The organism is Microvirga sp. ACRRW (assembly GCF_022346925.1).
Lineage (GTDB): Bacteria > Pseudomonadota > Alphaproteobacteria > Rhizobiales > Beijerinckiaceae > Microvirga.
In genome coordinates this window covers 496,396-522,361 of sequence record NZ_JAKRNJ010000002.1, presented here as the reverse complement: position 1 = coordinate 522,361, position 25,966 = coordinate 496,396, and the positions used below count along the sequence as shown (strand labels likewise).

Genomic DNA, 25,966 nt, shown 5'->3' with positions numbered 1-25,966 from the left:
TCTCCTCGTTACTGCGTCTTCGGCGCGGCGTTGGCCTCACCCATCCAATGGCCCTGTTTCTTCAGGGTGTCCGCTACTTCGCGCGGCATGTAGTTCTCGTCGTGCTTGGCCAGCACGGAATCTGCGCGGAACACGGTCGCGCTCTCCAGAACGCCTTCGGCCACGATGCCTTGACCTTCGCGGAACAGGTCCGGCAACAGGCCCTTGTAATGCACCTGCATGGTGGCTTGCGCATCCATGACCTCGAACCGGATCTGCTGATCGGCGCCGCGCTGGACCGTTCCTTCCTTCACGAGGCCGCCCAGGCGCAGGCGTGTGCCGGGCTGCACGTTCTTGGCCTGGATGTCCGCCGGCGAATTGAAGAACACGATCGTGTCGTTCATGGCGTAAAGCACGAGACCGAGCGCAAGCGCGAGAACACCTCCCGCGAAGCCGATCAGGGTCAAACGTCTTTGCTTTCTGGTCATGGTGCGGCGTCAGTCAGTTTCAGTTCGCGTGTCATCGCATCGATGGTCTTCAAGCCGGCGTTGTCCTGCGCCAGAACCTGGCGAGCACGCGCGGCAGTCGCCACCGCTTTGTCGCGCTGCCCGAGAACCGTGTAGGACCGGATCAGGCGCGCCCATTCTTCAGGAGAGCCGCCCTGGGATTCGAGGCGCTCGGCCAGACCGGACACCATGCGGGCAATGTCTTCGGCCCCTATCTGGGGAGCATCCCCCTGCCCTGCAACGGGCTGCTCGACGCCGAGGCTGGCGAGCCGCTGCTTCACGGCACCGGCCCATGGCGCACCTTCCGGCGAGGAGGCGAGAAGCTCCGCATAAGCCTGCTTGGCTTTGTCGGCTTTACCGTCCTGTTCTGCTGCAACGGCCAGATAATAGCGCGCCTTGAAGGCCTGCCCATCCAGCTTGACGGCCTGCTCGAACACCGCTTGTGCCTCGGCAGAGACAAGACCGTCTTTCGCGAGCACCATCGTCTCACCGTAATTGGACAGCCGCTCTGTGCTGGGCCCGAGGTAGCGCACAGCTGTCTCATAGGCCTTCACGGCATCATCGACACGTCCCATGCGGAAATAGACGGGAGCCACGACTTCCCAGCCTCGTCCATCCTGAGGGTTCTGGGCTAGATGTGCCTCGATCTGAGAAACGGCGGTCATGAGGTCGAAATTGCCGCCTTGCTGTTGAGCCTGACGCTCCGGCGGTCGGGCCATGAAATGAGGCGAGCCATAGGCTCCATAAAGAGCAAGAGCGATGATCGGAATCATGGACAAGGCCAGGGTCGACGCGGCCCTGCGGCGGCGCAGGGCAGGCTCGCCCAGAGCCACGAAAGCATCCGCTGCCGTCATGCCGGTGGCTCGCAGAAGGCGGCGCCCGGCTTCGGCCTTGGCGGCTTCGGCTTCGCTGTCCAACAGCGCGCCACGCTCACGGTCGCGCTCAATCTCGGCGATCTGCTCGCGATAGAACTGCGTATCCGGATCCAGCTGCTGCGCCGTGAACCCGCGATGGCGCGACAGCGGCCAAAGCACCGCCATCACGGCTGCCGCCGTCATCAGCAAGAGTATGATCCAGATCACCATAAAATCCTAATTACTCCGAGTCCTCGTCAAGCACGACGGTGGCACGGTGTCACGCGTAAAAATACATAGGATTAACCTCTATCCCCCGGCAGCTCGAGCACCGCTCGCAGGCCTCCCAAGGGGGCTGCTTCGAGCTTGAGCGAACCGCGATAGAGAGCGGCGAGATCGCTGACGATAGAAAGGCCGAGACCTGAGCCGGGCTTGGTTTCATCGAGGCGGCGGCCACGCTTGAGCACCTCGGCCCGGGCTGTTTCCGGCAGTCCCGGCCCGTCATCGTCGATGAGCAGGCGGAAGCGGGGACGGTCATCATCCTCGCGGACGATCTCGACGGAGATCTCGACTTTGTGAGAGGCCCATTTGGCGGCATTGTCGATCAGGTTGCCGGCCATCTCCTCGAGATCCTGCTTCTCTCCCCTGAACCGCAGATCATGCGGAATCGCGAGCTCGATCGCCAAATCCTTGTCTCGATAGATCTTGGCGAAGGTCCGGGCGAGGCCCCCGATGACCGGCTCCACATCCGTAAGGGTTCCGAGAGTGCCGGCCAGAGCCGCTGCGCGGGCGCGGTCGAGATAATAGTTCACCTGATCGCGCATCAAGGTCGCCTGCTCGCGCACCCGGGCAGCCACCTCGTCGGGGGCATTCTCGGCCTCGTTCATGATGATGCTGAGCGGTGTCTTGAGGGCGTGTGCCAGATTGCCGACCTGGGTACGGGCGCGCTCCAGGATCTCCCGGTTCGTATCGAGCAGGAGGTTCAATTCGCTCGCGAGCGGAGAAATATCGCGCGGGTACTCGCCTGCGATCCTCTCGGCCTCGCCGCGCCGGATAGCACCGAGAGCGCTGCGAAGATTGGCGAGAGGCCGCAGGCCGAAGCGGATCTGCAGAAGGGTGGAGAAGCCGAGAGCCAGGCCGAGGAGTGCGAAGGTCACGGTCAGCGCGAAGAGGAAATCACGCACGCCCACATCGATTTCATCGGCGGGGCCTGCCACGCGGATGATGTAACGACCGTCCTCGCCGAGATCGATGTCACGCTCGATGACGCGCAGGTTCCGCTCGTCCGGCGCCTTGCCGTAGCCGCGGCGGATTTGCCCGAACCTGTTGTCACTGGCAGCTGAGAGGCTCGGTACCTGACCACCGAACAGGGATTTGGAGGAGCGGATTTCGTCGGGCTTGGCGTTGGGCCGAGCCACCTGCCAGTACCAGCCGGACAGGGGCAGCTCGAAGCGCGGATCGCCGATGGGACCAAGATCGCGGTCCGGATCGCCGGGGGCCACAAGGTTCGAGGCCAGGGTGTTGGCATAGACGAGAAGGCGCTGGTCAAAGGCTCTCTCGGTGTTGTCGCGATAGAGCGTGAGCAGGATGAGCCCTGCGATGAGCAGGATCGCGAAGCTCCAGAAGACGGAAGAGACTGCAAGCCGGACGGCGATGGGCCGGCTTGCGAAACGGTCCAGGATCGGGCGGAACCCTCTCACGACTTGGTCTGTGTCTGGCTCGCGTCGAGGAGATAGCCCAGGCCGCGGACGGTCTGGATGATATCCACCCCGAGCTTCTTGCGCAGGCGGCCGATGAAGACCTCGATCGTGTTGGAGTCGCGGTCGAAATCCTGATCGTAGAGATGCTCGGTCAGCTCGCCGCGCGAGACGATGCGGCCCATGTGGTGCATGAGGTAGGACAGGAGCCGGTACTCGTGCGAGGTGAGCTTCACCGGATTTCCGTCAACCGCCACGCGGCCCGAGCGGGTGTCGAGCTTCACGGGGCCGCAGGCGATCTCGCTCGTGGCATGGCCGGTGGCCCGACGCAGCAGGGCTCGGACGCGGGCCAGAAGCTCCTCCATGTGGAAGGGCTTGGTCACGTAATCGTCGGCCCCGGCGTCGAAGCCCTGGACCTTGTCGCTCCAGCGGTCGCGGGCGGTCAGGATGATGACCGGCGCCTTCTTGCCCTCCCGGCGCCAGGCCGTGAGGACTGATACGCCGTCCACCTTAGGCAGGCCGAGATCCAGGATAATGGCGTCGTAGGGCTCTGTATCCCCGAGGAACTGCCCCTCCTCGCCATCGAAAGCGGTATCGACCGCGTAGCCCGCCTGTTCGAGGGCGGTCACGATTTGCTTATTGAGGGTTCTGTCATCCTCGACAACGAGAAGGCGCACGTTTCGAGCTTTCTTTTTACTGGACCGATTTCACACGTCCGGATGAGCCGTCGATCGTCACTTGCACGATACGCCCATCCTTTTGCAAGGCCATGATCACATAAACCAGGGTATCGCTGCTGCGGCAAAGGCTAGCCCGCACCACGTCCGCGTTGGGAACCTGCCTGCGGGCCGTCATGACGGCCGAGGCCGGAGCCACGACGCCCTTGGCGGCCACGGCCTCCTGCATTTCCTTGGGTGGCAGGCAGTTCTTGAGGGCCGCCGTCGCGCTTTGCGCGGACGCCGCCCCCATCAGTCCCCACATCGCTATGATCAGCCAAACCAGACGCATGCCCGCCTTATGACTTTACGGCACTGAACGAAGCCTGAATGTGGAATCTAGTTCGTAATCTGCTTGGTGGCCAGGATCCGGAAGACGGTCGAGGCGATGAAGCTGCCTGCCGCAATGAACTGAACCAGGGCCTCCTGAAAGGCACTGGCGCCCAAGGCCGAAGCATCGAACCCGAACAGGCCGAGGATCACGGCAAGAAGGCCGATCAGGTTGGCCCAGATCGTGCGGCTGGCGAGAATGGTCTTGGTATCGATCATTTCAGATATTCCATGTTGAGGGTTGAATGAAGACGCGAGCCGGATGGATTCCCGCTCGACGTCGAGAACCCGCCTGCGCCACCCGCGCCCGAAGATGGGCCAGATGGCGAGGCGGGAGAGAAACCCGAGGCGCCTGCGCGTCAGGCGGCGAATGATGTCGGCCTCGTCGGCCCGACGGATGGCCTCGAGCGTGATGGGACCGATCAAGCCATCGGCCTCGGCATCGAGAATCCGCTGCAGCATCGCGACTGCCTGGCGAGGCCCCGAGTTGACGGCGAAATCGAACAGCGCGAGAGCGAGCCCTCGGGGAAGTTCGCCGGCATGCAGAACATCCCAATAAAACCGGCGATAAATCGCTGACGCCTCTTCCATGGTGAGATGGCGTACATCCTCGACGGACGCGGGATAGCCGCGCGCACGGGACAGGGTTTGAATCGTGACCCCGAAATTCGTGGCTCCACCAGGGTCCTGAGGGTGCTGAACGAAGCCGCCCTCGTGCTTCAGAACGACCGCGAGAGCCACCTCGAACGCCGATGTAGAAACCGATGCGGCCGTGCTCACAATTCCGCCTGCAGAGCCAGGTGCGCCGAGTTGCCCAGGGATAGAGTGCCCACGGCACCCGTTGAGCCGGTAAAGGATGTGCTGGCCTGCAGCCGCACCACCACCGAGGTGGCACTGGCCGATCCTGCCGTCGAGATGCTCAGCGTACCCGATAGAGTGGACCATGCCGAATTGCTGTGGCTGTAGAAGCCGATCTGGTTGCCCGTCGGCGTCGCGCCGGCCCACGTGACGCCGCTGGTGACTAATGTCGCTCCGGTTCGCATGGGAACCGGCAGCACCAGCGGAATATCGATGATGTTCGTAGAAACCCTTTGCCCAAGCGCTCCCAGCGTCATCGGCGAAGTGCCGCTTACAGGCAGAGGTTGGAAGTATCGGCGGCAGCGGAGCTCTTCGACATCGAGAGCCTCTCCAACCCATGACGTTGCATAAGCCCCGGCCTCCAGCTTCACATGCTTGAACGAGCATGCGCTCGAAGAACCGAGCCTGACGGCGATATGCCCGGTTTCAGAAGCATCGAGGGTCACGGTGACAGAACGGCGTCCCGATCCGGCGGGAATCGTCGCGGCCTTCGTTCCGATCGAGACGGATAGAGGCCCGGACGGGTCCTGCACCGAAAGGGTCAGCACGGCCCCTGCGAGATTGGCGCTTCCCACTAACGCGGAAGCATGCGCTACATCGACGACCTGATCGAGATTACCCGTGAGAGTGACCGCTCCATCCGCGGCCCGAGTGAGCGTGCATCCGCCTGGGCCGCCTTTCCAGCGATCGAATCCGTAAACGCCTTCCGCCAAGGCTCCGCCGCCGAAGCCTCTCTGATTGACCCGGAACAAGGAATTGATGAGCAGGTTGGCCTGCGGCAGGTTTGTTATCCCTTGAGGGAATGTGCCGATCCCCGTCTCGGCATTGAAGCGCAGCGCATCGATCCAGCGCGATCCATCCGGCGAGACGCGGATGCTGAAATCGTCGTTGCCGATCAGTCCCGTCTCAGCCCGCCCGCTGAAGCCGCGTTGATAAAGCTGCGAGAGAACGTTGGCGGCGCCGGATTTGTTGAGGACGAAGCGCAGGTCTCCCGTTCCCCCCTCCTCCGTATTCAATGCCGCGAACAGAGCCGCATTGAGTTTCGCGGAGAGGCGGTTCAAGTCGTCCGGCGTCGTTCCGATTCCGAGACTTTCGAGCATATCGCAGTATCGGCTGATGTCCTGCCACCGAGTTCCATCGAAAACGATGATGGCACCCTCAGCTTCGACGTAAGAACTCCAGCCTGCTTGCGGCGCGAAGAAGCGCCATGCGCCCAGATCGAACAGAGCGATCTTGGATTCATGGCCCGTGAATGCTCCCGTCGCGCTGGCACCGACAAGATAGCGGTCTCCCTCCGCGGGCGTTGCGGGAGGAGCTGTGCGTCCGCGCTCTCTTACGGCAAGATGGACGAGAGCGTCCAGGGCCGCGAGTGCTTCGTTATGCGTGACATGCTTTTGGGCCTGCGCCGCGGCGAGCAGCGGCAGGGCGAGATGAGGCGTTGAGGTCATCGATGAAATTGCCGTGAAATGAACGAGTGGAAATACTTCAGAGAATTTTCAGGGCGACGCTTCTCTCGAAGCCCCGTCCGGCAACCGCGCTGACTTGCGCGATGCGAAGGCTAACCGCCGTCTGACGACCGCCAAAATCGGCGATCTCCTGTGCAGCCGGATAAGTCACGAAAGCCTGCGGGCTCACGAGTGTGCGAACGACGCTCCCCGCTTTCAGGATGTCGATCTCATAACTCTCCGCATCTTCTGCGAGAGGAACGTCGACAGCCTCCCAGCCATCCCCGTTCCGCCGTGTCCTCCGCACCCAGGAAATGCGCACGCCGTCTGCTTCGCGACGCAGAGTGACATGAACCGGGCTCAGCGGCTTGAGCGCTTCGCGACCGACACTTGCTACGATCTCGGCCATGGAAGGATCGGCATGGTCGCGCCCAGAGGCACCTACCCTGTAGCGCCAGCTTTGCCCGAGATCGGCCAGATCGGTTGTCAAAGGAGCCACCGCTTCATCAAGGCGAACGATGAGGGAGCCTTCAGGCACGGCACGGCCCGCTTCCGGTTCCGTTCCGCCTAATCCGCGCAAAAGTCGTGAGAGGCGGTAAGTGCGCTCACCGATCATCTCGGCGCGGGCAGCGGAGAGAATCTCCCATCGCCCATCCGCCCCCCTGATCGCAAACAGGTTGCCGCCCGCAAGCGTCGTCTCATCATCGAGAGAGCTGATGGCGCCTGACGAGATCTCGACGTCGAGGGCGGATCGCAAATCCCATCGCCAGAGCGGTCCAGCGGAGAGCGCGTTCTTCGTTCGCCCGATTACGGCCGGAAGATCGACAATTCGGTGCGGCCTGAAACTTGCGCCATTACCCGAGCGCCATACGGTCACCGCGCCAGGCCATGGATCGGCAGCGACGGCGATGTATTGCAACGGCACAGGATCGCCCATGGCGGCGGGAAGATCGAGAATGACGACCTGCGGCTTTCCGGGAACCGGCGGCGGACGGCGCACGGGTTTGTCGATCGCGGAGCCCGGCCTCTCGAACACGGCGGGCTCCACCGCCCGCGTGCTCACCTTTCGCGTCGCGCCGTCCGTGATCCGCACCACGCGATGCAGCTTCGGCCCCCCATCCGTGGGAAGCGAGATCACATCCCCGGGGTCGAGCTCGATGCGGCGAGGAGACAGCTCGAACTCGCCCCCTTCCCGTCCGGCCCAGAGATCCTGCAGCCATGTATCCGCAAGGCGCTGCGCTTCCGCACGGCGGGTAATGATGGCGCAATCCGCGCGAGCTTCGCGGCGGCTCGAACCCGACAGGCGGCGGGAGGCCACGGCCGCGCGGCGATATTCCTGCTCGCTATCCGTGTAGCCGATCTCCACCTGCTGCGGCAGCTCAGTCTCCTGTGAACGCGTGAGCTTAAGCGAAGGCTCGCCTTCGTTCATCACCAGATCGTCCTTTGAGAGGGTGATGATCGCCCGCCCGCCGCGCCCCTTCCATGCAATCTTGCCGCCATTGGTCGCGGTCTCAATTCCGAACATGCGCATGAGCGGCTCGAGCGCGCCGCGCGCCGACATGGGCTTGTCGATGACATAGCCGTCCACGAAACCGTCGACGGGGATGGCACCGGGATCGCCCAAGCCGAAATCCTTGAGGATGGAGACGATCAGGCGGTCGAGCGGAGTGCCTTCGATCCGGCCCGTGATCCAATGGCCGGTTTCCCAATTCGGCCCGTCGCTCCAGACCGTGTCGTAATCGGGAAAGGCCGGGAATGGCCGCGCATCCCATGCCCACACGAAGACGTTGTCCGGATCGACCATGCGCCCGTCGTAAAGCGACGCCTCCGGATTGTAGGCAGACGAGAAGCCTCGCTGCGCGGGATCGAAGCGAGAAAGGATCGCTTCAAGGGCCCGCGCCTGAATGAGATCGTCCCTTACGCGTCGGGAGAACGGAGGATAGGCGGATTCCGATGATTTCGGATCAGGAAAAACATTAGGACCGTTGGGCCCCTTGTCGACCGCAGGAATGCCGATTTCGGTGAGCCAGATGGGCTTCGATTTCGGCAACCACGCGGTGCGAGAGGTTTCAACGCCCTTATACCGTTCCACATGCGGATTGGACCACCAGGAGACGAGGTCCTTCGCGCGAAACACCCAGGGCTTGCCATAGGCACCATCGGTGATTGGCAGGCGTGCCTGAGCGGCGCGGTCTTCGGCATTGGCGTAGTACCAGTCGAAGGCCTCGCCCGCTCCAAGTCGCGCGCGCAGATAATTCACATCGTAGATGCTGCGCCCATCGGCCAGATCCGCGTGGTTGGGACCGTCGCGCCAATCGGAGACGGGCGGATAGTAGTCGATCCCGACCGCATCGATGGCGCTGCTTGCGAAAAGCGGATCGAGCGGAAAGCGCACCTCCGCTCCACCGTCGAGAACATGCGCGCCGTATTCGGTCCAGTCCGCCGCATAGGCGATCCGCGTCGATTTCCGGAGGAGCGAACGCAACTGGCTGGCGAGCGTGCTCAACCTCTGTACGGCTGGGTACACTCCAGGCTCCGAGCGGACGCGCGTGAGCCCGACCAGCTCGCTTCCCAAGATGAAGCCGTCGACGCCCCCTGCTTTCTCGGCAAGGTCCGCATAGTGAAAGATGAACTGACGGTATCCCCAGTTCCGGGTGACCCATTGCCCGATCTGACTTGCAGCCGCACTCGTCCCGTCGGGAGAACCCGGCTCTCCGGGCGCTGGATGGCAGGTGATGCGTCCGCGCCATGGATAGGCAGGCTGGCCTGTTCCGCCATAAGGGTTAGGCAGCGTGTTGCCGGCAGGAATATCCATCATCACGAAGGGATAGAGGACGACTTCGAGCCCCCTCGCCTTCAAATCCTTGATGAGGCGGACAACCGATTCATCAGAAGGCGTACCGCCATAAGCAGGCGATCCGTTGACAAGTGAGACGGCCTTCGCCAGCTCGCGCGTCAAGCCCCCCACGGCCCATGTATCGCCGTCCGTTGCTTTGGTCTTGGTATCGACCCGCGGCTCGATCTGGCATGAGCCCGCCCTGAGGTCATTGCCGAACCAGCTGACCACAAGCGACACGCGCTTCAGGTTGGGGCACAGTGCCTGCAGCGCATCAAGTGACGCCGTCGCATCGCTGGCATTGCGCAGCTGATGACGGTTTTCAGGATTCGTCTTTCCGAGATCGAGCACCTGCGTGACGGGAAGCGTATCGTAGCCGAACTCGCTCGCCCCCGGGATCAGGCACACGGCGCGGATCATCCTGTTCAACCCGTCGACCGGCCTCACCACCTCGAAGGAAAATTGTGGAACGCGGTTTCCGTAGTTCTCCAACGGCAATCGCTCGAACACCACATAGGCCAACCCGCGATAAGCGGGCGCGAAATCGACGCCCTCCTTCGCCACGATGAGCGGGTCTGCCGATTGCGTCTCCGAGCCACGATGCACGCGCATGGTGATGGTGGAGAGATCGATCTCGCGCCCATCCGCCCATACGCGGCGGATGAAGCCGATCTGGCCTTCGCAGAGTCCGATCGCGAGATTGGCGAAATATGAATAGGTGGTGGTCGTCGTCTTGGGGCCGCCCATGCCCTTGCCGCCCTGGCTGCCGGAACGCTCGGTCTTGGTGTTCACGACTTCTTCCAGGCGCGTGGACCAGATGAGCTGCCCGCCGATCCGCGCACGGCCATAAACGCGCGGAATGGCGGCACCTTCGGTCGAGGTCAGCCCCTCGATTTCCTTGAGGCGCGGCCCCTCTACGTGTTTCGTATCGGCTCCGCCCAAAAGCGTGTTGTCGATGACGGCGCCCGCCAAGCCGCCCAATGCCCGGCCCGCCATGGCGCCGAGCGGCCCCGCCACCATGCCGCCAACGACGGAACCGACGGTTTGAAGAACGAGTGTGGCCATAATCAATGTTCCGGAAAGCGAAAGACGTAAGCGAGATGGCGCCGCCACCAGGGCGCGAAAGCGACGTCGGCAACGGAGGCCCCGTCATGGGCGTGAATCATAGTCTCGGTCGAAGTCGCGATGGCGCAGTGCTTGGCCGGGACATTGTCGCGCCAACGAAAGAGCAGCACGTCACCCGGCTCGAACGCCGCACCGTCGATCGCGATGAGATGCCTGCGCGCGGCGGCAACGAGCGTGTCGGCGCCAGCTTCCGCCCAATCGGGTGAGTACGGCGGCGGCAACTCAGGCTCTGCACCCATCACGCCCCGCCAAACACCGCGCAGCAGGCCGAGGCAGTCGCAGCCGACGCCTTTCAGCGATGCCTGATGGCGGTAAGGCGTACCGATCCAGGAGCGTGCTTCAGTGATGACGCGTGTCGAGAGGGCCTCGATCATTTGAACAGGCTCCCGCCATCGAGCCCCGGCTCGCCCTGCTGCGGCATGCGGATGATGAAATCATTGCCGGGCATATGCGGGAAGCCACGGAAATTCGCCGCATTCTTGAACTTCCTGCGGCACATGCCGTGCGTCTTGTCGCAGCCCGCCGTCACGCGGAACGTGTCGCCAGCCTTGATCGCCTGCGGCGCGCGCTGCCAGAGATCGAACTCATCGGTGCCGCTGATCGCGCGGTGCACCTTGATCTCGACGGAGACGCCCACATTGCTACCGGTCAGCCACGTGAGCATTCCGCCCGTGCACCAGCCGTCCGCAAAGCCGATGCCGGAAGCCGCGATTCCGAGGAAGCCATCGGTACGCGTGACGGTGCCCGTGTCGGAATAGGTGGATGACGAGAGGTTCATCTTGCACCTCGCATCGCCCAGATCCGCCGCGCAGGTGGCGCGATACAGGCGTCCGCGTTCCTCATCGTAGCGGTGCATGATGCCGCGCACCTCGGCGACGAAGCTTCCGTCGGAGCGGCGGATCTCGCCGATGGAGCCAATGTCGAGAAGCAGGCGCTCCTCCACCTTGCTCCAGTTCACGAGCCAGGTTTCCACGCTCGCGTCATCGTAGAGGCCGGAGGAGATGTCATCCTCCGTCAGCCCCGCTGACATGAGCGCGCCTGATACCTCGCCACCGCCGACCGCGAAGCCGAGTTCGGCAGTGGCCTCCGCTGCCTCCAGGCCCGAGCGCGCGGCAAAGGTCGTTCCGCCGAAAGCGAGATCGCGATCGTGGTCGGTGAACCCGAAGCTTTTGCCGTCGCGGCGAATGAGCTTCCAGCAATGACAAAGATTCGTCGCCCCGTCCGCCATATGGGCGGCGAGGTTCGAAGGGATGTTGCGCATGTTGTGATGTGCCTTAGGGAACGATCTCGATCAGCGGGATCTGCGGAATGCCGCCCGCCTCGAAAGTGGACAAATCGATGTCGAGTTCATCCGTGTCGAAGCGCACGGGCACGTCGAAGCCGTAGCCCGCCGTGATCGCAGCCCCTGCGGGCGGCGGAAACGGAAACGTCACGAGACCGGTCGCCGGATCGCAGTTGAACGCCGAACCAACCGGCTGCTCAGTGCCGTTCATCGCCACACGCACCGATCCGCCCACGGGCTTTGCGATGGTGCGTATATAAGGCGCGAAGGACGAACCATAGGTTTTGACGAGCTGAAACACTTTTGTCGTGCCGTCGCCCGTGCCTATGCGCTGGTCTAACGGCGTCGGCTCCTTCGAGGGTTGGCCTGAGCGCCAATCGGTCCGGTCGCGAAAGCGGAAACCGTAGAGCTTGCCGCGCCGCTCCTCGAAGAAGGCGATCACCGCGTGCAGAGCATCGACGGTTCGCACGCCTAAGCCCGCATCGTAGCGCCGGCGGGACGTGGCCCAGCGGCTGTTGCGGTGCTCGCGGCCGGAGGCAAGCGTGACGATATCGGTCCGCCGCACAGGCCCTCCCCGGCTGCCTAAGCTGACGTCGAGAGGAAAGCGGACCTCATGGAAATCGGATGCCATGATCCATCCTTATGAATATGAAACGAAAAAAGAGCGGGTGGCGTTGTCGTCCGAGCAGGACATTCGAGCCAAGGAGACGGCAGGCGATGAGCAACGCCCCCAACGACCTCCCAGAAGATTTTCCGGACAAGATCGACCGCATCCGCCAGCTCAAGGAGAGCAACAATCACTTTGCGCGGCTCTATGACGAGTACAACGAGCTGAACCGCACGATCCATCGCGTCGAGACGCGGGTGGAGCCGAAGCCTGAGGAAGTCGAGGAAGAGCTCAAGCGTCGCCGCCTGAAGATCAAGGACGAGATCATGGCGATGCTCGACAACGAGAAAGCCTGATCCATCCTTTCAAGAATTACATTCCGCGCTGCCCGCGCGCGACCGCCCGCGCCAGCGCGGCGGAGACCTGCGCCTCGGACCGGCGGAAGCTCTGCGCATCCGGCGTCGAGATGTTCACCGTGATCGAGGCTGAGCCACCTCCGCCGCCGGAACGTACGCCGAGCTTGCCGTCAGGCCCGCGAGCCAGCGGCATCACGGCCTCCGCGCCCCGCTCACCCATGACGCCGAGACCGCGCCCAAGCGGAAAGTAAGTCGGCGCGCCGACTACGCCCCCTTGCGCGAACGGCATCACCATGCCGCGAGAGAACACGCCGCCTTTGGCGAAGGGCGCGGCGGAGGTCGCACCTCCGCCGCCACCGAAGAGAGAGCTGAAGATCGAGCCGATTCCCTTGAAGAGGCCGCCGAACAGGTCCCCGCCGCTCATGGGCAGTGAGCTTCCCATGCTCCCAACAGTCATACCCTTGATGCTCTGGCTCAAGGCCATCTGAAGAGGCGCCAGGGCCAGACGTAACCCTGTTTCCACAAGAGACTCGCGCATCTTCTTCAAAACCAGATCGAACTTCTTGCCCTCGGCGATATTCTTCGCGAAAGCATTAGACAAAGAGTCACCGAACTTCTCGGAGAGGCTGATGAGTGTACCGAGCTGGCGTTCTCTGTCCTTCTCCCAATCCGATTTGGAATTGTTATTGCCGGGCTTCGTGTCTTCAGCAGCCATGAAATATAGCTCTCTTATCTTTATCACAGCATCCACGATGCTAATAGGTTGTAATACGAAGCCGGAAACAAGGCCGAACTTCATCTTCAATACACAAGATTTAAATCAAAAGCAGTTCCGCCAAGCTGAAGCGGAGTGCGACCTGGAAGCTGAGAAAGTTGCCATGCAGGCCAGCAATGGCATCACAGCAGGTGAGAGATGGAGAAAGATCTTCATCCTTTGCATGGAGGCGAAAGGGATCCGGTTTGTCGGGACAGCCGACCAAGTGCCTCCAGACGCGAAATCCCATCGGATCCACCAATGACTCTTCGCTCCATCATCGCCATCACCCTGTTCATCCCAGCAGTTGGACTTAGCGCGTGTATGAGCGTCCCTCCGACGAGGAGCATCTACAAGACACCTGGGATGAGCGATGCGGAATGGAGCCGCATCAGGGATGAATGCTGGTACGAGGCGGAAAAGGCAACAGCTTCTGCCGACCCAATGACAGCGACCTCCTATACGCAGCGACGCCTTTTCAAGATGTGTGTGGAGCTCAAGGGTGCAACATTTGCTGGCAGGGTCACGATGCCCAATGATCAATGGAATCGGATCGAAACTCTCTGCAAGGAGGAGGCCGCCAATGCTGTTGCAGGACAACCGCCATCACGCGGAAGAGACGAACGAAAAGAGGATGTAGAAGTTGAATGCGCCAAGCGGAATGGCGCGGTGTTTCAACAATCGCTCTATCCCTGACAGGCCCTGCAAAATCGAACTGCAGGGCTATCCGGCTCGAAACATGTAGCTGAATGATGTTCTTTGGAGACTTCATTCTGTCGGCCGTATTGAGAGCACTCGTCACACCTCTTTTATATCATCAGGAAACGCCTCCATCATCCGCCTCAAGTCGCGACTAACCGCAGGCTCCGTCCGTCGCTCGCCGCTCAACCCCTCCCATGCCGCGAATAACTCACGCGGCGTTGCGCGCCAGAACTGGTCGGGGCTCCACCGCAGGACGCTCAAGCCCAGCATCATCGCGTCTTCCCAGGGAAAGACCTGCGGTTCGCTTAAATGTCCTGCGGCTGCGGAGGGTTTGCGGAAGGTGAACCTGCGCCGAAAGTGACGACGAGAAGATCGGCGATGGCAGATGCCACGGGCTCGATGCCTTCCGTGAGTGAAAGGCTCGCCACCTCCCCGTCGCTCATCTCGTGACCGCCGCCGCGCAAAGCGACGGCCAAGAGCTTCATCAGATTCCGGCTCGACAAGCGCCCCGTGCCGAAGCGCTCGGCGAGAGCCATGAGATCCTCGACGCCGAATGCCTCTTCCAGTTCGGCAAGAGCCCCGAGCGTCAGGCACAGGGTATAGCGCTTTTCACCCAATTGCAGCGCGACTTCGCCGCGTCTTTTATTCGCCATGACGACAGCCCTCACAGTGCCACAAAGGTCAACGCGCCGGCGGATTCGAAGGCCATCTCGAAGGTGACTTCGCCCGCGTGATCGCCGCGATATTCGAGGCTGGTGATCTGGAACGGGCCTTCGATGCGCCCGAAATCGGGAACGATGATCTGATAGGTGAGAATATCGCCATCGAAGAACACCTGGCGCATGCGTGCATCCGAGGATTCATCCTTGAACACGCCGGAGCCGGTGATGCCGGCGCGGCGCACGCCGACGCCGGCCAGAAGCTCACGCCAGCGCCCGGCGGATTCCGCGTGGGTCACATCGACGGTTTCCGCATTGAACGAAATCTGGCGGGTACGAAGGCCTGCCACGGTGACGAAGCCGGTGCCGCCGTCGCTGATCTTGATGAGCAGGTCCTTGCCCTTTTGAGCAGGCATGAAGAAGTCCTTTCTGAAGAAGAGAGCAAACGCTCACGCACGTTCGGTGACCGCGCGCAGATGAAGAGTGACGCGGGAAAGCTGCGTGTCCTTGTCGCGCGCGGATGCGATTTCCGTCACGCGCAGGTTCACGAGGCGATGCATGTCGAGATCGAGCGGCACATCGTCGAGAATGGCGGCGAAACGTTCAGCGACAGCAAGACCGGTGCGCGTGCTGCCGCGTTCGGACCACACCACGAGGGAGAGGTCCTGCTCGTGCCCGCGATCCGTATCGGTCGACCAGTCCTGAGCCGTCACATCGCCGAACAGGGCATAGACAGGCTCCACATTGCGTGGCGGCTCATCGTAGAGGCGCATCGTTCCGCCCATGAGCGACGCCAGCTCAGCATCCGCCGAGGCCGCTTCGACGATGGCGCGGCGCAGCGCGAGGATCGGACTCGTCATGCCTTGATCTCCTCGACGAGGCACACGAGATCGCGCCGCGAACCATCCGGATCGGAGGCCGCGCGGATCGCGAACCGGCGAAGGCCCGAGGTCAGGCGCATGGCGCCCGTCACGCCATCGCGATAGCGCAGCGTGATCCTATGCGTGAGGCTCTGCTCAGGCCGGTCTCCACGCACGCGCTCGGAGCCGGAGAGCATCTCCATCGCGCCCCAGAGCTGCGGCCCGGACCTGTAGGAGCGGATGACGCCCCCGAACCCGTCGGGACTCTCGAGAGGCACTTCGAGAACGAACCGGCGCGAGCGTGCGCCGATGGGCAATGATTTGGTTTTCATCGGAAACTCGAAAAAGAATTAAAGGCGCACTCGCTGGAACGGCGCGACGAGCGCCATGGCTTCCGGCGGCAGGATCTGCTCGCCCGCCACATCGCCCCGGTTCTCGAACCAATGGGCGACGAGAATCTTGATGGCGAGCTTCAAGGTGGCTGGAACCGCATCGGGCGAGGTGCCGAAGCCGGCGCGGAGCTCGATCTCGATGCCGTTTCGCGGCTTGCCGGGATGAGGCGCATCGGCAGCTATGATGCTCGGCGGATCGCCCATGAGATCGACGTCGATGGAACTGGCCTCCACCTCAGAGGCCGTGCCTGCCGCGTCCAGCACTTTGATGGCGTCCACACTGAGCAGAGGTCCGACCGGCAGCAGCACTTTCCCGCCCGTCGGCCAGCGATCCATGAACACCCGCCAGCGCTGTTCTATCAGGACGCGGCGGGAGGCGGCCTCCACCATGAGCCTCGCGGCCTTGATGAGCCCGGCGACCAGATCGTCCTCCGCCTCGTGGTCAATCCGCAGATAGGCCTTCATCTCAGGCAGTGTTATGGGCTCGACGGCGGGGCCATCTACGAATATCGGGATCATCGAAACAGGAATCCTTCCATGATGAATCGTCTGATCACGCTCTCCCTCGCCCTGTCGCTGGCTGCGACCGGGGCAAAGGCCATCGTCGGCGGAGCGGAGGACCAAGGTCCCCTCGCCCGCCAGAGCGTGATGGTGTTGAGTTCGAACGGCGGCGTCTGCAGCGCCGTGGTGGTGGCGCGCGACGTGGTGCTCACGGCCGCCCATTGCGTGACGGGCGCGGACGAGCACCGGGTGCATTTCCGGGACGAGACGGGCGAGCCGGTGCTGATCAAGCCAGCCTCAAAGGCTGTTCACCCGGGCTACAACGCGAAAGCCATCGAGGCCCGGCAGCGCTCCATCGACCTGGCGCTCGTGCGTATCCCCGAGGCGCTCCCCGAGCGTTTCGAGCGAGCGACGCTCACCGCTTCAACACCTGTCAAGGGTGAAGCCGTCATCGTCGGCGGCTACGGGCTGGCCAGCGAGGGCGACGCCAAGACAACAGGCACCTTCCGCGCGGCTCATCTGAGCGTCACGGAACCCTACGGCCCCAGCAAGATCCTGCTCTGGTTGCAAGGCTCCGGCGCCATGGGAGCATGCCAGGGCGATTCCGGAGGTCCAATGGCATCGGGGGCGGCCATTGCGGCGATCACTTCCTGGTCATCGCCATCGCGCGGCAAGAGCTGCGGAGGCGCCACGCAGGGCATTCTTCTGGGCCCGCAGAAGGAATGGATCGACCGCACGCTCAAATCATGGAATCGCGCGGCGTTGTGGATCGGCAACTAGCGCTGGAAATTTCCACACGCGTGGAACTATCCTAGCTTAGCAAATCTTGCCCCTTCGTAACGCCCTTTCCTCACTCCATTTTTTTCAGATGCGCGCACTTCCATTTCTCGCACTTGCTGCCCTCACTTTGCTCACAAGTTCCGCGCAAGCGGTTCTGCTGGGCGCAACGTCGCGCGACCCCAACGGATTGCGGCGCTCTGTCGTGTCCATCGAAAACTCCCTGGGCGAGCTTTGCTCAGGGGCTCTCATCGCATCGGATCTCGTTCTCACCGCGGCTCATTGCGTCACCGATCCGGCCTCTTATCGAGTCACGGCGGTCAATCGCGCATTCAAGCCGCAGCGCATCCGGGTCATCGCCATGGCGACGCATCCCAGCTTCAAGACCGGCACGACGCCGCGCACGCAGCCCGGCGTCGATCTGGCGATCCTGCGTCTCGAACGTCCGCTCGGCGGCGAGTTCCTGCCGCTCGATCCTTCCCTGGCCGGCAGGATCGATGTCGGCGACGAGGTAACCATTGCGGGCTTCGGCGTCTCCGCCGAGAGCCGCAAAGGAACGGCGCGCGTTCTCCGTCAGACCAATCTCGTCTCGCTCGGCCCCATCGAGGTAGCCAATCGCGTCCTGATCGTCGTCGACCGCCAGCGCCTGGCCGAAACGAGCGGCGCCGGCGCCTGCCGAGGCGATTCCGGTGGCCCGATCCTCGCCGAAACTCAGGACAGCTACCTGCTTTACGGCATCATCAGCTGGTCGAGCGGCGCATTCCGCACGCGCTCAGCCAGCGCATGCGGAGGCCTGACTGCGGTCACGCCCATCGTTGAGCATCTCGGCTGGATCAGGCAGGCGGTCCGCAGTCTCAGCGCGGATGGAGAATGGGCGAGACGTTGATCTCGCCCACGCTTTCAACTTAAGCCGCGAACTTCAGCAGCTTGATCGCCGCATAATCCTGCACGCCGCCGCCCACACGCTTGGTGGTGTAGAACAGCACGTAGGGCTTTGCGGAATACGGATCGCGCAGGACACGCATGCCGGCGCGGTCGACGATCAGGTAACCGCGCTTGAAATCGCCGAAGGCGATGGCGCAGGCGCCTGCAGCGATGTCCGGCATGTCCTCAGCCTCCACCACAGGGAAGCCCATGAGGCTTGCAGACTGGCCGAGGCTCGCGGGCGGCGTCCAGAGATACTGGCCGTTCGTGTCCTTGAACTTGCGGATCGCACTCTGCGTCTTGCGGTTCATGATGAAGGAGGCGTTCTGGCGATAGCCCGCCTTCAGGGCATAGACGAGCTCCACCAGCACATCGGAGGGATTGCTCGACGGGAACACCGCGCCGCCCGTATGGACTGCGCCGAGCTTGCCCCAGCTCCAGGTGTCATCCTTCACGATGTCGGAGGCGAGGAAACCCTTCGGCTTGTTGATGCCGTCGCCGTTCACGAAAGCCATGCTCTCCTGCTCAGCGAAGGCAGCCTCGACCTCTTCGGCGATCCAGCGGTCAATGTCGACCACCGCATCGTCGAGAAGCGTCTGGGTCGCCGCAGGCATGGCATAGAGCTCCATGGCCGGGAAGCTCATCTCGGAGAGTGTGGGACTTGCGGTCTGCGGACGGGCCCCCGTCTCGCCGACCCATCCGGTCGCCGGGCCAGATGTTGAGAAGGCGCGCTTGTACTGACCGCCCGAGATCACGCGCACCGACGAGATCGCGCGGATCGGAGAGACGGCGGAGAGACGGCGCAGAACTTCCGTCTCGACGGTATCGGGAACGAGATAGCCGCCGTCCGGGCCGGAGCCGGCGGAGAGCGCCTTCTCCTCCAGGCGCTTCAGGCCCGATGCCTCGCCGGAGCGCATATAGGCATGAAAGGCGGTCTTGTGCTCATTGCGCGCCGGATCGCGCTGCGTATCGGCATCGCGGCCCAGCGGCGGGCGGGAACGGTCGAGGGCGAGCCGGTCGAGGCGGCGCTTGGCATCGTCGAGCGCGGTATCGATGCGGGTGAGCTTTTCTTCCGTGACCACGTCGCTCGACAGGCGCGTCTCGATCTCGGACAGGCGCGTGTCGTTGGTGTCCTTGAACGCCTCGAAGGCGCGGGCGAAATCCTCGAAGGCCGACGCGACATCGTCGGAGACGGATTTGGTTTCAACAGCAGGAATCATATCAATCCAATAATTTTGCCAAAGGTTTTGAAAAAGTTCGGCTTCAACGAAAAAGGCCCGCCGAGGGGCGGGCCCGTTATTTCCCGTGAGGGAATGCTTACATCCGGCGAGCCGCGCGGCGGGTCGTTTTTGCGACGGTCGGTCCGGTCACAGCGCCGACAGCGCCGCCGACGATTGCACCGGGGGGGCCGGCCACAGCGCCGACGCCGGCGCCGACGGCCGCGCCGCCAACGCGCTCTTCCGTGGTGGTGCAGGCTGCGGCGGCAAGGCCGATCAGGGCAACGAAAGCGAGTTTCTTCATGGAAAACTCCCGAGGAAGCGGACGGCATATCGGGTCACGCCCGCAGCATCCGCTTCCCTGCGGGCTAGCGTGTAACGCGCCTGGTCAACCGAGGTTCAGGAAAATAATCGAGCCGTACCGGCTCGAATGGATGAGGCTAGGTTTTTTGGCACCTCCTTCACGGTTTCCACGCGCGCCCCCGGCAGCATCGGAAAGGTCACGACGGAGATCTCCCACAGGTCGAGCTTTTCGAGGCGCCGCAGGCCGGTGGGCCGCTCCGCCCTCGCCCGCTCCACGCGAAAGCCGATGGACAATCCATCCACCGAACCCTCGCGCATGAGCGCATGGATGTCCCGCGCCCGCTCGACGGCGAGGTTGAGCTTGCCGCGGACGCGAAGCCCGCGCCGATCTTCCGCGATGGAGAGCCAGCGGCCGATAGGTGTCGATGGATCGTGCTGCCAGAGCAGCCTCACCGCACCCGCGTCGCGCTTCTTCAGGCTCTCGGCGAATGCACCCGGCATGACCACGTCCTTACCGAGATCGGCCACGCCGAAGAGGCTGGCATAGCCTTCGAACACGCCGTCCACATCGACGGCATTCAGCGGCTGACTCAGAAACTTCATCTCCTGCGTAATGGGAACGGACGCCTGCTTCATGCCCGCGCTCCGCGAGGAGGCTTAGGCGGCTTTGCATCGAGCTTTTCGAGCTGACGCACGAAGTCGCGGAACACGAGCGACGAGCGGCTCTGCCCGTTCCGCTCAGATTTAGGCTTCCGGGCGGAACGAGGCGCGGATCGGGTCATGAAAGATCTCCCGTATGACGGCGGTTGAAGAGGGACAGCTCGCGCACGAACTCGTCGAAGCGGCGGTTGGCCGCGAAGAGGTCTCGAAGAGTCATGGCAAGCAGCGTGGATGCTCCGCTCGCCCAGACGAAAAGGGCGAGGTGAGCAAGATCGCCCCGGCTGATCACAGCCTCGGCGATCTTATCGGCAATGTTCATTGTTTGTTCCTTTTGCAAGATCATGTCGGGCTGATCTTGCTGGGATTTTTTGGAAGGAACGGGTGGATGATGAATGTCGGGACGGTTCGATGCCGCAAACATCCCGGGACTGCGAAGCAGAACCCGGGATCATGCGACAAGCCTGGCGCACATCCTGGCGACGATCTCGGATCTTCGCTGCACTTCGTCCGGGACTGTGCTAGGCAGCCCGCGAACGTTTCCCCTTCCCCGCATTCTCAGCGGGCGCGCGACCATAACCCACGGCCTCGCGCTTCTCATCCTCCGTGAGGAACGACGCCGCCGAGACGCGGCGCCAGAGGCTTTCGCGCTCATCGGCCAGGGCGTTGATGGCGTCGAGATCGGGTTCGAGCTGCAGCGCCTCACTGAACCCGGGCGAGAGCCATTGCGCGAAGGCTTCCATCGTGCGTTTCACGAGCGGGATCACCGTCTGCCGGTAGAAGGCGCGGTTGGCCTCCGCGTAATTCGCATGCGTGTTGTCACCCGGAAGGCCGAGCAGCAGCGGAGGTACTCCGAACGCCAACGCGATCTCTCGCGCAGCTCCCGTCTTCGCTTCCACGAAATCCATATCCTTCGGCGATAGCGACAAGGGCTTCCAGTCGAGGCCTCCTTCGAGAAGCAGCGGACGGCCTGCATGGGATGCGCCTTGGTAGTTTGCCTCCAACTCGCCTTTCAAGCGGTCGAACTGCGTATCGGTGAGCGTCGCGCCACCGACGACGAGCGCGCCCGAGGGACGCGCAGCGTTGTCGAGGAGCGCCTTGTTCCAGGCTCCCGCCGCGTTGTGGATGTCGAGCGCGGTGGCCGCCGCCTCCATCGGCGACAATCCGTAATGATCGTCCGCCGGATGAAACAGGGTCAGATGCAGGATCGGCGGAACCGCCTCCCCCATGGCGAAACGGATCGTCTCCGTTCCGACATTGTATTCGTAAGCGGCAGGCCATCCGTCCGTGCCCGGCACCACGCGCATGCGATCGGGCCGCAGGGCATACAGCTCGGACGGCGAACCATCGACGCCAACCGCCTCCACATAGGCGTTGCCCGACACCATCAGATGCCCGTAAACGCTCTCGAGAAAACGTTGCCCGCCCTCCCGTGCATTCGGACGCGACAGCAGCGACAGCAGCGGATGCGCCGCCAGATCGCGTCCTTCGTGCTTCAGGGTCAGCGGCAGCGAGGCCGCGGCCTCCGCCACCAGCCGCACCGCGCGATGCACGATGGCATTCTTCTGAAATCCCTCACGGGCAAGCGCTCCATAATCGCGCGGCGTCCACACGGCACGTCCGTCGAAATAGAACGCAACGGCAGAATGCGCGCGCGAGGCCTTGGCTTCGGGCACAGCCCGAAACCAGCGGGTTACTTTGGTCAGCATGAAAAACTCCTGGCCTCTCGATCTTAGGCCAATGAATCAAAGACACTCAGTTGCGTCAGAAAAGGAAAGCGCACTCTGCCTGTTCAAACTGCAAACGATTTCCTCAGCCATTGCTGAACAAGCGTGCAGCTTGGCCGAAATCGTCATTCGACAGTCACACCCCGCAGGGTAATCTTGAGATGTTGCGGGGCAGCTTGCGACATTCACGCGCCAGCCGAGCGGTGTTTCCCCCCTTGGCTGGCGCGACCATCGGTTTCTTAAACTCTGCCATGTTTCATGGCATGAGGCAGACGGCGCGGCGGACGGGCACGGATGTACTGCCCTCCGCCCGCCCTTTGCACGAAGCGCATCTCAGACGTTCTCAATCCACAGATGCGTTTCCTACCCCATGACGACGCCGCTCATGGCGTTCTTGGCGGCCACCACATTGAGAAACTTAGCGGTTGGCACACCCTCCACCATGGCAGCCATTTCGCTCCACAAAGCGCGAACTTGCGGCATGGCGGCTTGGGCTGCAGCTTCATCGTCGAAGAGAGCAACGACGACAAAGTCTCCCTTGTCGTCCATCAACCCGATCCAGTCCCGTAGACCCGGTTGGTCATAGATCCTGGCCTCGTTGGCATCGCGCCAGCGGCGCATGTCCTCGACTTTGTCGGGCTTTACGCGGAACGTCGTCAGTCGTGCATACATGGTAGCCTCCTGAAGGAGGAAGAGACTGGCATCAGGCCAGCGCTGCACAGGGTACGACGGAGGGAGTCTAGTTTGTCCCGAAGCCGTTGTGAATTAGAAAGCGCCTGTTGAAGGCTATAGCATCCGCAAACGCGGCTCTTTCTTCTCGCGCAGCATCAATTCGGTGAGCGCCCAGACGAGCGCATCCATACGGTCCGGAGACCGGCCGGAGGTCAGGCCGCCGGGACCGAAATCGCACATCTCGTCTTCGAGTTCCGGCATCACGCCCACATGGCGCACGCGGCCCTGTGCGTACAGCACCGAGACGGGTTCCGCGCGCAGATACTTTCCGCGCGTGGCGCGCACGCTCATGACAGGCACGGCTGGGTCGACCTCGCGGATCACGCCGGTCGCCATCTCGCCGCCCTGGTTCGTCTCGACGATTAGCGCATCCGCCTGAAGCCGGTGATAGAGCGCTACTGCCTTCGCCGCCCATTCGGGTGGCTTGAGGCCGGACGCCGTCGCATCCTCCAGCACATATGCCGTGCCGCCGTCATCCATGCCGACCGCGACGATGCCGCAGGCATCCGCGCGTTTGGAGGACGAGGCGGGCGGATCGACGGCGACCACGATGCGCATGAGCGGAGGCGCGGCGTCGATGCGGCTCAGTTCGATCATGTCGCGCGTCCAGAGCGCGTCGGGACGATCCTCGATGATGTCGCCGTCGAGTTCCTGCCGTCCGAGCCGCGTGCCGGCATAGCGGCCGACGACGGTTTCGAGAAAAGCGGGCGCAAGGTTCTCCGCATTATCCGATGTTCTGACACGCGATACCGCAACCCTGGGATCAGCCAGGAACCGCTTCAGAAGCGGAATGGGACGCGGCGTCGTCGTCACCATCTGGCGCGGATGCGCGCCGAGACGCAGACCGAATTGCAGCATGTCCCAAGTTTCCTCCACGTGTTTCCACTTGGCGAGCTCGTCCGCCCAGGCAGCCTCGAATTGCGGGCCGCGAAGCGAATCCGGATCCTCCGCAGAGAACACATGCGCCACCGCGCCGTTGGGCCATTCGAGCTTGCGCAATGACGGCGACCAGGCGGGTCGCTCGTGACGCGCATGGACGGCGAGAATGCCCGCAGGCCCCTCCACCATCACGTTGCGCGCGTCCGAAAATGTTTCTCCGATCAGCGCGATGCGCCGCATGGGACCATCCGTGAAATCCGGCTCGCCGAGCGCGATGCCGCGGACCCATTCGGAGCCCGCGCGGGTTTTGCCCGCACCGCGACCGCCGAGCACAAGCCAAAGCGTCCATGGGTCGTGGTGGCGGCTTAATCCCGGCATGCGCTGATCGACCCGACACCGGATCGGCCAGAAGCGGATGAGTTGTTGTAGTTCGGCCTCAGATAAGCAGGCCGTCGCTTCCGCGAGCTTCCTCTTCCGCGATAACCCGCTCAAGATGGCGAGCAAGCTCGTCGCGGAGTTCGTGGAGGCTGCGGGGAGTTTCGTTGTGTTGCTCGTTGGCATCGAGCGTTGAACCTTCCTGCTCCAGGAGCGCCCGCGCGGTGGTCAATGTCTTGGCAAAGGAAGCCAGCGTTCGGGCGATCCGGTCATGATCATCAAGGCCCCCGCTCCGCTGCTGCTCCATGAGTTCATTGATCTGCGTCCTCGTGGCCCGCGCCAGGGTTCGCGCCGCTGCGTGCAAGGATGTCGTCGCGCCCGCAGCGCCGACGGCGACATCGGCGGGGTCCTTCGCGGCCTTGCTCAATTCGTTCTGGTTGAGTGCGGCATGGCGCGGCGGCCAGCCCCAACGCTGCCTCATGCGAACGAAGGTGCTCGCGCCGACGCCAAGAAAGGCGGCAATGTCATTCAAGGTGACCTTCGGGTCCCCTGCGTAAAGAGCATAAGCCTGCTGACGCTTATCGTCGGAAACTTCGATCCTGGGGAGCATGGGCACTCAACAAAAAACCGCCCAAGCGGCACTTGAGCGGTGGAGGTCTTTGTCACGAATGAAGCCGGGCGGGGTTTCATTCACACTTCGTCAGTGTTCACGTTTTGTACTCTATCAGCGTTGCGCTGTCAAGCGAGATTTCGGGGCTGGCGGAAATTCGGACATCGACGCTTCATCCAGTTGCGCGCCAGCGTCTTGGTCACCCCTAAGGAATAAGGGAAATGCTCTCACTCTCACTGGGCTGATTGTCAAAACACGACATCCATGACGATCATCTCGTGATCGGAGATTGGCTGTCCTTGCGAATCCAGGGACGGAATCACCCGCGGATTTTCCACCGACACGCCGCGCACGAAAAACCAATCGAGTTTTCGGAAAGGTCGCGGGTGCGATTTCGAAGGACCGTCGCGCTGCGTCGGCACAGGCAGGTTCGCGCCGGCCCAAGAAAATCCTGCGGCGTGGAAATCGGCGAAGAACGGTTCGTACCGCTCCGGCTCCTTGAGCAGGAGATGCCGCTCGCCCTTCTCTCCCGGCAGGGCCTTCGTATTGAAATCCCCGCCGACGATACAGGCCTCGTTCAGCGCGAGACGATCGAGCGCGCACAGCAGATGACGGACTTGGGATTGCCGGTCGGCAGGATCGGTTTTGCTTTCGAGATGTAGACTCACGACCCATACCGGACGTGGGCAGCCGACCAGGCGCGTAGTAACCGCCATTCGTCCGCCGATCCGTCTCTGCGCGCCCTTGAACCCCGCAAACCATCGCCCGCTTTCCTCGATTGGAATCAGATGCGGCTTCTCGCATGCGAGACGGCTGACGACGGCGTTGCCATGAAGGCTGCAGGCATTGCGCTCGCCCGCGTGGCGGCGCATCTCCTCCGCATCGCCGAGATCGAGTTCCACGAACTCGACGCCGTAGAGATAGCCCTCGCCCGATGAGCCTACGAGTTCGCGGATCGTATGCACGTTGCCGGATCGCGCCATGCCCACGTCAACCTCGCTGAGAAGCAGCACGTCTATCCCTTCGCGATCCGCTGTTTGCCTGACAGCATCGGGGCGCTTCAGCCGCTCGGCATTCAGGGCGGCCACCCTTAACCGCTCCGGGCACGACACCTCCTTTCTCGGAGGCCGGGCCTCAAGGGCCTGGAAGGCCTCGACCCGCTCCCAAAGGCGCCCGTGCATGGACGGGTCCGGCGCTCCGTTACGCACCTCCTCGAGAAGAGGCTGTTCCGGGCATCGAAGATCTTCGACGGTCGCATGGATCAAGGAACGCAAGGCTCACACCTCCGCCGTTCGGGCATTCCAGC

General features: G+C 62.9%; 32 protein-coding genes. 5 read left to right on the top strand and 27 right to left on the bottom strand.

All coding sequences use genetic code 11. From position 1 onward, the window contains the following. Positions 1-8: 8 nt before the first annotated feature. The 11 genes from ccmE to MHY87_RS06575 form a co-directional block, all read right to left on the bottom strand. Positions 9-467 (bottom strand): cytochrome c maturation protein CcmE, encoded by a 459-nt coding sequence (gene ccmE, locus MHY87_RS06625; RefSeq protein WP_239350533.1) that lies wholly within the window; start codon positions 465-467, stop codon positions 9-11. Further along, entirely contained in the window at positions 464-1,570 is a 1,107-nt protein-coding gene (ccmI, locus tag MHY87_RS06620; protein ID WP_255726440.1) for a c-type cytochrome biogenesis protein CcmI, read from the bottom strand. Before ccmI ends, ccmE begins: the two co-directional genes overlap by 4 nt. Positions 1,571-1,641: 71 nt before the next feature. Beyond that, complete coding sequence (locus tag MHY87_RS06615; protein ID WP_370644866.1) at positions 1,642-3,021, bottom strand: ATP-binding protein; 1,380 nt, start codon at positions 3,019-3,021, stop codon at positions 1,642-1,644. Between the two features lie 14 nt (positions 3,022-3,035). Further along, a complete protein-coding gene (locus MHY87_RS06610; protein ID WP_239350527.1) occupies positions 3,036-3,713 on the bottom strand; it encodes a response regulator transcription factor in 678 nt (225 codons plus the stop codon). A 16-nt stretch (positions 3,714-3,729) separates the two neighbouring features. Beyond that, positions 3,730-4,044: a PepSY domain-containing protein gene (locus MHY87_RS06605; protein ID WP_239350525.1), complete on the bottom strand. Its 315-nt coding sequence runs from the start codon at positions 4,042-4,044 to the stop codon at positions 3,730-3,732. 47 nt (positions 4,045-4,091) lie between these two features. After that, a complete protein-coding gene (locus tag MHY87_RS06600) occupies positions 4,092-4,862 on the bottom strand; it encodes a glycosyl hydrolase 108 family protein (protein ID WP_239350523.1) in 771 nt (256 codons plus the stop codon). Further along, positions 4,859-6,388, bottom strand: coding sequence for a DUF2793 domain-containing protein (locus MHY87_RS06595; RefSeq protein WP_239350521.1), 1,530 nt, complete (start codon positions 6,386-6,388; stop codon positions 4,859-4,861). Before MHY87_RS06595 ends, MHY87_RS06600 begins: the two co-directional genes overlap by 4 nt. 37 nt (positions 6,389-6,425) lie before the next feature. Next, the gene (locus tag MHY87_RS06590; protein WP_239350520.1) at positions 6,426-10,286 is read right to left on the bottom strand and encodes a glycoside hydrolase/phage tail family protein; all 3,861 of its coding nucleotides are present in this window, start codon (positions 10,284-10,286) and stop codon (positions 6,426-6,428) included. A 2-nt stretch (positions 10,287-10,288) separates the two neighbouring features. Then, positions 10,289-10,720, bottom strand: coding sequence for an NlpC/P60 family protein (locus MHY87_RS06585; protein WP_239350519.1), 432 nt, complete (start codon positions 10,718-10,720; stop codon positions 10,289-10,291). Continuing rightward, complete coding sequence (locus MHY87_RS06580; RefSeq protein WP_239350518.1) at positions 10,717-11,607, bottom strand: DUF2163 domain-containing protein; 891 nt, start codon at positions 11,605-11,607, stop codon at positions 10,717-10,719. The genes MHY87_RS06585 and MHY87_RS06580 overlap by 4 nt, the downstream gene beginning before the upstream one ends. A gap of 13 nt (positions 11,608-11,620) precedes the next feature. Continuing rightward, entirely contained in the window at positions 11,621-12,259 is a 639-nt protein-coding gene (locus MHY87_RS06575; protein WP_239350517.1) for a DUF2460 domain-containing protein, read from the bottom strand. A gap of 86 nt (positions 12,260-12,345) precedes the next feature. Here MHY87_RS06575 and MHY87_RS06570 point away from each other — a divergent pair, with 86 nt between their 5' ends. Then, complete coding sequence (locus tag MHY87_RS06570; RefSeq protein WP_239350516.1) at positions 12,346-12,591, top strand: YdcH family protein; 246 nt, start codon at positions 12,346-12,348, stop codon at positions 12,589-12,591. 16 nt (positions 12,592-12,607) lie between these two features. On the opposite strand, the gene MHY87_RS06565 is transcribed toward MHY87_RS06570, so the two are convergent. After that, a complete protein-coding gene (locus MHY87_RS06565) occupies positions 12,608-13,192 on the bottom strand; it encodes a phage tail tape measure protein (protein WP_239350515.1) in 585 nt (194 codons plus the stop codon). A 28-nt stretch (positions 13,193-13,220) separates the two neighbouring features. On the opposite strand from MHY87_RS06565, the gene MHY87_RS06560 reads away from it, so the two are divergent. Both MHY87_RS06560 and MHY87_RS06555 read left to right on the top strand, forming a co-directional pair. Next, positions 13,221-13,610 (top strand): hypothetical protein, encoded by a 390-nt coding sequence (locus MHY87_RS06560; protein WP_239350514.1) that lies wholly within the window; start codon positions 13,221-13,223, stop codon positions 13,608-13,610. A gap of 101 nt (positions 13,611-13,711) precedes the next feature. Then, entirely contained in the window at positions 13,712-14,041 is a 330-nt protein-coding gene (locus tag MHY87_RS06555) for a hypothetical protein (protein ID WP_239350513.1), read from the top strand. 102 nt (positions 14,042-14,143) lie between these two features. Here MHY87_RS06555 and MHY87_RS06550 read toward each other — a convergent pair whose 3' ends face one another. The 6 genes from MHY87_RS06550 to MHY87_RS06525 are packed head-to-tail and all read right to left on the bottom strand — an operon-like array spanning position 14,144 to position 16,477. After that, entirely contained in the window at positions 14,144-14,317 is a 174-nt protein-coding gene (locus MHY87_RS06550) for a phage tail assembly chaperone (protein ID WP_370644865.1), read from the bottom strand. 35 nt (positions 14,318-14,352) lie between these two features. Further along, on the bottom strand, positions 14,353-14,700 hold the full coding sequence (locus tag MHY87_RS06545; RefSeq protein WP_239350510.1) for a gene transfer agent family protein: 348 nt from the start codon (positions 14,698-14,700) through the stop codon (positions 14,353-14,355). Between the two features lie 11 nt (positions 14,701-14,711). Then, positions 14,712-15,122 (bottom strand): phage major tail protein, TP901-1 family, encoded by a 411-nt coding sequence (locus tag MHY87_RS06540; RefSeq protein WP_239350509.1) that lies wholly within the window; start codon positions 15,120-15,122, stop codon positions 14,712-14,714. A gap of 33 nt (positions 15,123-15,155) precedes the next feature. Beyond that, positions 15,156-15,566 (bottom strand): DUF3168 domain-containing protein, encoded by a 411-nt coding sequence (locus MHY87_RS06535; protein ID WP_239350508.1) that lies wholly within the window; start codon positions 15,564-15,566, stop codon positions 15,156-15,158. Further along, positions 15,563-15,898, bottom strand: coding sequence for a phage head closure protein (locus MHY87_RS06530; RefSeq protein ID WP_239350507.1), 336 nt, complete (start codon positions 15,896-15,898; stop codon positions 15,563-15,565). The genes MHY87_RS06535 and MHY87_RS06530 overlap by 4 nt, the downstream gene beginning before the upstream one ends. A gap of 18 nt (positions 15,899-15,916) precedes the next feature. Next, positions 15,917-16,477, bottom strand: coding sequence for a head-tail connector protein (locus MHY87_RS06525; protein ID WP_239350506.1), 561 nt, complete (start codon positions 16,475-16,477; stop codon positions 15,917-15,919). Positions 16,478-16,495: 18 nt separating this feature from the next. On the opposite strand from MHY87_RS06525, the gene MHY87_RS06520 reads away from it, so the two are divergent. Then, complete coding sequence (locus MHY87_RS06520) at positions 16,496-17,239, top strand: trypsin-like serine protease (protein ID WP_370644854.1); 744 nt, start codon at positions 16,496-16,498, stop codon at positions 17,237-17,239. An 88-nt stretch (positions 17,240-17,327) separates the two neighbouring features. Beyond that, the gene (locus tag MHY87_RS06515; RefSeq protein ID WP_239350505.1) at positions 17,328-18,122 is read left to right on the top strand and encodes a trypsin-like serine protease; all 795 of its coding nucleotides are present in this window, start codon (positions 17,328-17,330) and stop codon (positions 18,120-18,122) included. A gap of 19 nt (positions 18,123-18,141) precedes the next feature. Here MHY87_RS06515 and MHY87_RS06510 read toward each other — a convergent pair whose 3' ends face one another. From MHY87_RS06510 to MHY87_RS06470, 9 genes are all read right to left on the bottom strand, one after another. After that, positions 18,142-19,380, bottom strand: a complete 1,239-nt coding sequence (locus tag MHY87_RS06510) for a phage major capsid protein (protein ID WP_239350504.1) — start codon at positions 19,378-19,380, stop codon at positions 18,142-18,144. Positions 19,381-19,477: 97 nt separating this feature from the next. Continuing rightward, positions 19,478-19,681 (bottom strand): hypothetical protein, encoded by a 204-nt coding sequence (locus tag MHY87_RS06505; protein ID WP_239350503.1) that lies wholly within the window; start codon positions 19,679-19,681, stop codon positions 19,478-19,480. Between the two features lie 95 nt (positions 19,682-19,776). After that, the gene (locus MHY87_RS06500; protein ID WP_239350502.1) at positions 19,777-20,316 is read right to left on the bottom strand and encodes an HK97 family phage prohead protease; all 540 of its coding nucleotides are present in this window, start codon (positions 20,314-20,316) and stop codon (positions 19,777-19,779) included. A gap of 142 nt (positions 20,317-20,458) precedes the next feature. Beyond that, the gene (locus tag MHY87_RS06495; protein ID WP_239350501.1) at positions 20,459-20,659 is read right to left on the bottom strand and encodes a hypothetical protein; all 201 of its coding nucleotides are present in this window, start codon (positions 20,657-20,659) and stop codon (positions 20,459-20,461) included. Between the two features lie 199 nt (positions 20,660-20,858). Continuing rightward, positions 20,859-22,046, bottom strand: a complete 1,188-nt coding sequence (locus MHY87_RS06490; RefSeq protein ID WP_239350499.1) for a phage portal protein — start codon at positions 22,044-22,046, stop codon at positions 20,859-20,861. Between the two features lie 381 nt (positions 22,047-22,427). Further along, a complete protein-coding gene (locus MHY87_RS06485; protein ID WP_239350498.1) occupies positions 22,428-22,736 on the bottom strand; it encodes a putative quinol monooxygenase in 309 nt (102 codons plus the stop codon). 114 nt (positions 22,737-22,850) lie between these two features. Then, positions 22,851-24,179 carry a DNA-packaging protein gene (locus MHY87_RS06480; protein WP_370644853.1) on the bottom strand — a complete coding sequence of 443 codons (1,329 nt, stop codon included), beginning with the start codon at positions 24,177-24,179 and terminating at the stop codon, positions 22,851-22,853. Continuing rightward, positions 24,112-24,660 (bottom strand): hypothetical protein, encoded by a 549-nt coding sequence (locus MHY87_RS06475; protein WP_239350496.1) that lies wholly within the window; start codon positions 24,658-24,660, stop codon positions 24,112-24,114. The genes MHY87_RS06480 and MHY87_RS06475 overlap by 68 nt, the downstream gene beginning before the upstream one ends. A 248-nt stretch (positions 24,661-24,908) precedes the next feature. Further along, entirely contained in the window at positions 24,909-25,934 is a 1,026-nt protein-coding gene (locus MHY87_RS06470) for an endonuclease/exonuclease/phosphatase family protein (protein WP_239350495.1), read from the bottom strand. Positions 25,935-25,966: the final 32 nt, after the last annotated feature.

Coding starts and splice junctions, on each gene's coding strand:
- MHY87_RS06515 (WP_239350505.1), top strand. CDS start 17,328: ATGCGCGCACTTCCATTTCTCGCACTTGCTGCCCTCACTTTGCTCACA.
- MHY87_RS06500 (WP_239350502.1), bottom strand. CDS start 20,316: ATGAAGCAGGCGTCCGTTCCCATTACGCAGGAGATGAAGTTTCTGAGT.
- MHY87_RS06525 (WP_239350506.1), bottom strand. CDS start 16,477: ATGATCCCGATATTCGTAGATGGCCCCGCCGTCGAGCCCATAACACTG.
- MHY87_RS06555 (WP_239350513.1), top strand. CDS start 13,712: ATGAGCGATGCGGAATGGAGCCGCATCAGGGATGAATGCTGGTACGAG.
- ccmI (WP_255726440.1), bottom strand. CDS start 1,570: ATGGTGATCTGGATCATACTCTTGCTGATGACGGCGGCAGCCGTGATG.
- MHY87_RS06490 (WP_239350499.1), bottom strand. CDS start 22,046: ATGCTGACCAAAGTAACCCGCTGGTTTCGGGCTGTGCCCGAAGCCAAG.
- MHY87_RS06540 (WP_239350509.1), bottom strand. CDS start 15,122: ATGCCTGCTCAAAAGGGCAAGGACCTGCTCATCAAGATCAGCGACGGC.
- MHY87_RS06485 (WP_239350498.1), bottom strand. CDS start 22,736: ATGTATGCACGACTGACGACGTTCCGCGTAAAGCCCGACAAAGTCGAG.
- MHY87_RS06475 (WP_239350496.1), bottom strand. CDS start 24,660: ATGCTCCCCAGGATCGAAGTTTCCGACGATAAGCGTCAGCAGGCTTAT.
- MHY87_RS06550 (WP_370644865.1), bottom strand. CDS start 14,317: ATGCTGGGCTTGAGCGTCCTGCGGTGGAGCCCCGACCAGTTCTGGCGC.
- MHY87_RS06570 (WP_239350516.1), top strand. CDS start 12,346: ATGAGCAACGCCCCCAACGACCTCCCAGAAGATTTTCCGGACAAGATC.
- ccmE (WP_239350533.1), bottom strand. CDS start 467: ATGACCAGAAAGCAAAGACGTTTGACCCTGATCGGCTTCGCGGGAGGT.
- MHY87_RS06505 (WP_239350503.1), bottom strand. CDS start 19,681: ATGAAGAAACTCGCTTTCGTTGCCCTGATCGGCCTTGCCGCCGCAGCC.
- MHY87_RS06510 (WP_239350504.1), bottom strand. CDS start 19,380: ATGATTCCTGCTGTTGAAACCAAATCCGTCTCCGACGATGTCGCGTCG.
- MHY87_RS06590 (WP_239350520.1), bottom strand. CDS start 10,286: ATGGCCACACTCGTTCTTCAAACCGTCGGTTCCGTCGTTGGCGGCATG.
- MHY87_RS06495 (WP_239350501.1), bottom strand. CDS start 20,659: ATGAACATTGCCGATAAGATCGCCGAGGCTGTGATCAGCCGGGGCGAT.
- MHY87_RS06585 (WP_239350519.1), bottom strand. CDS start 10,720: ATGATCGAGGCCCTCTCGACACGCGTCATCACTGAAGCACGCTCCTGG.
- MHY87_RS06530 (WP_239350507.1), bottom strand. CDS start 15,898: ATGAAAACCAAATCATTGCCCATCGGCGCACGCTCGCGCCGGTTCGTT.
- MHY87_RS06545 (WP_239350510.1), bottom strand. CDS start 14,700: ATGGCGAATAAAAGACGCGGCGAAGTCGCGCTGCAATTGGGTGAAAAG.
- MHY87_RS06520 (WP_370644854.1), top strand. CDS start 16,496: ATGATGAATCGTCTGATCACGCTCTCCCTCGCCCTGTCGCTGGCTGCG.
- MHY87_RS06535 (WP_239350508.1), bottom strand. CDS start 15,566: ATGACGAGTCCGATCCTCGCGCTGCGCCGCGCCATCGTCGAAGCGGCC.
- MHY87_RS06575 (WP_239350517.1), bottom strand. CDS start 12,259: ATGGCATCCGATTTCCATGAGGTCCGCTTTCCTCTCGACGTCAGCTTA.
- MHY87_RS06595 (WP_239350521.1), bottom strand. CDS start 6,388: ATGACCTCAACGCCTCATCTCGCCCTGCCGCTGCTCGCCGCGGCGCAG.
- MHY87_RS06580 (WP_239350518.1), bottom strand. CDS start 11,607: ATGCGCAACATCCCTTCGAACCTCGCCGCCCATATGGCGGACGGGGCG.
- MHY87_RS06560 (WP_239350514.1), top strand. CDS start 13,221: ATGAGTGTACCGAGCTGGCGTTCTCTGTCCTTCTCCCAATCCGATTTG.
- MHY87_RS06605 (WP_239350525.1), bottom strand. CDS start 4,044: ATGCGTCTGGTTTGGCTGATCATAGCGATGTGGGGACTGATGGGGGCG.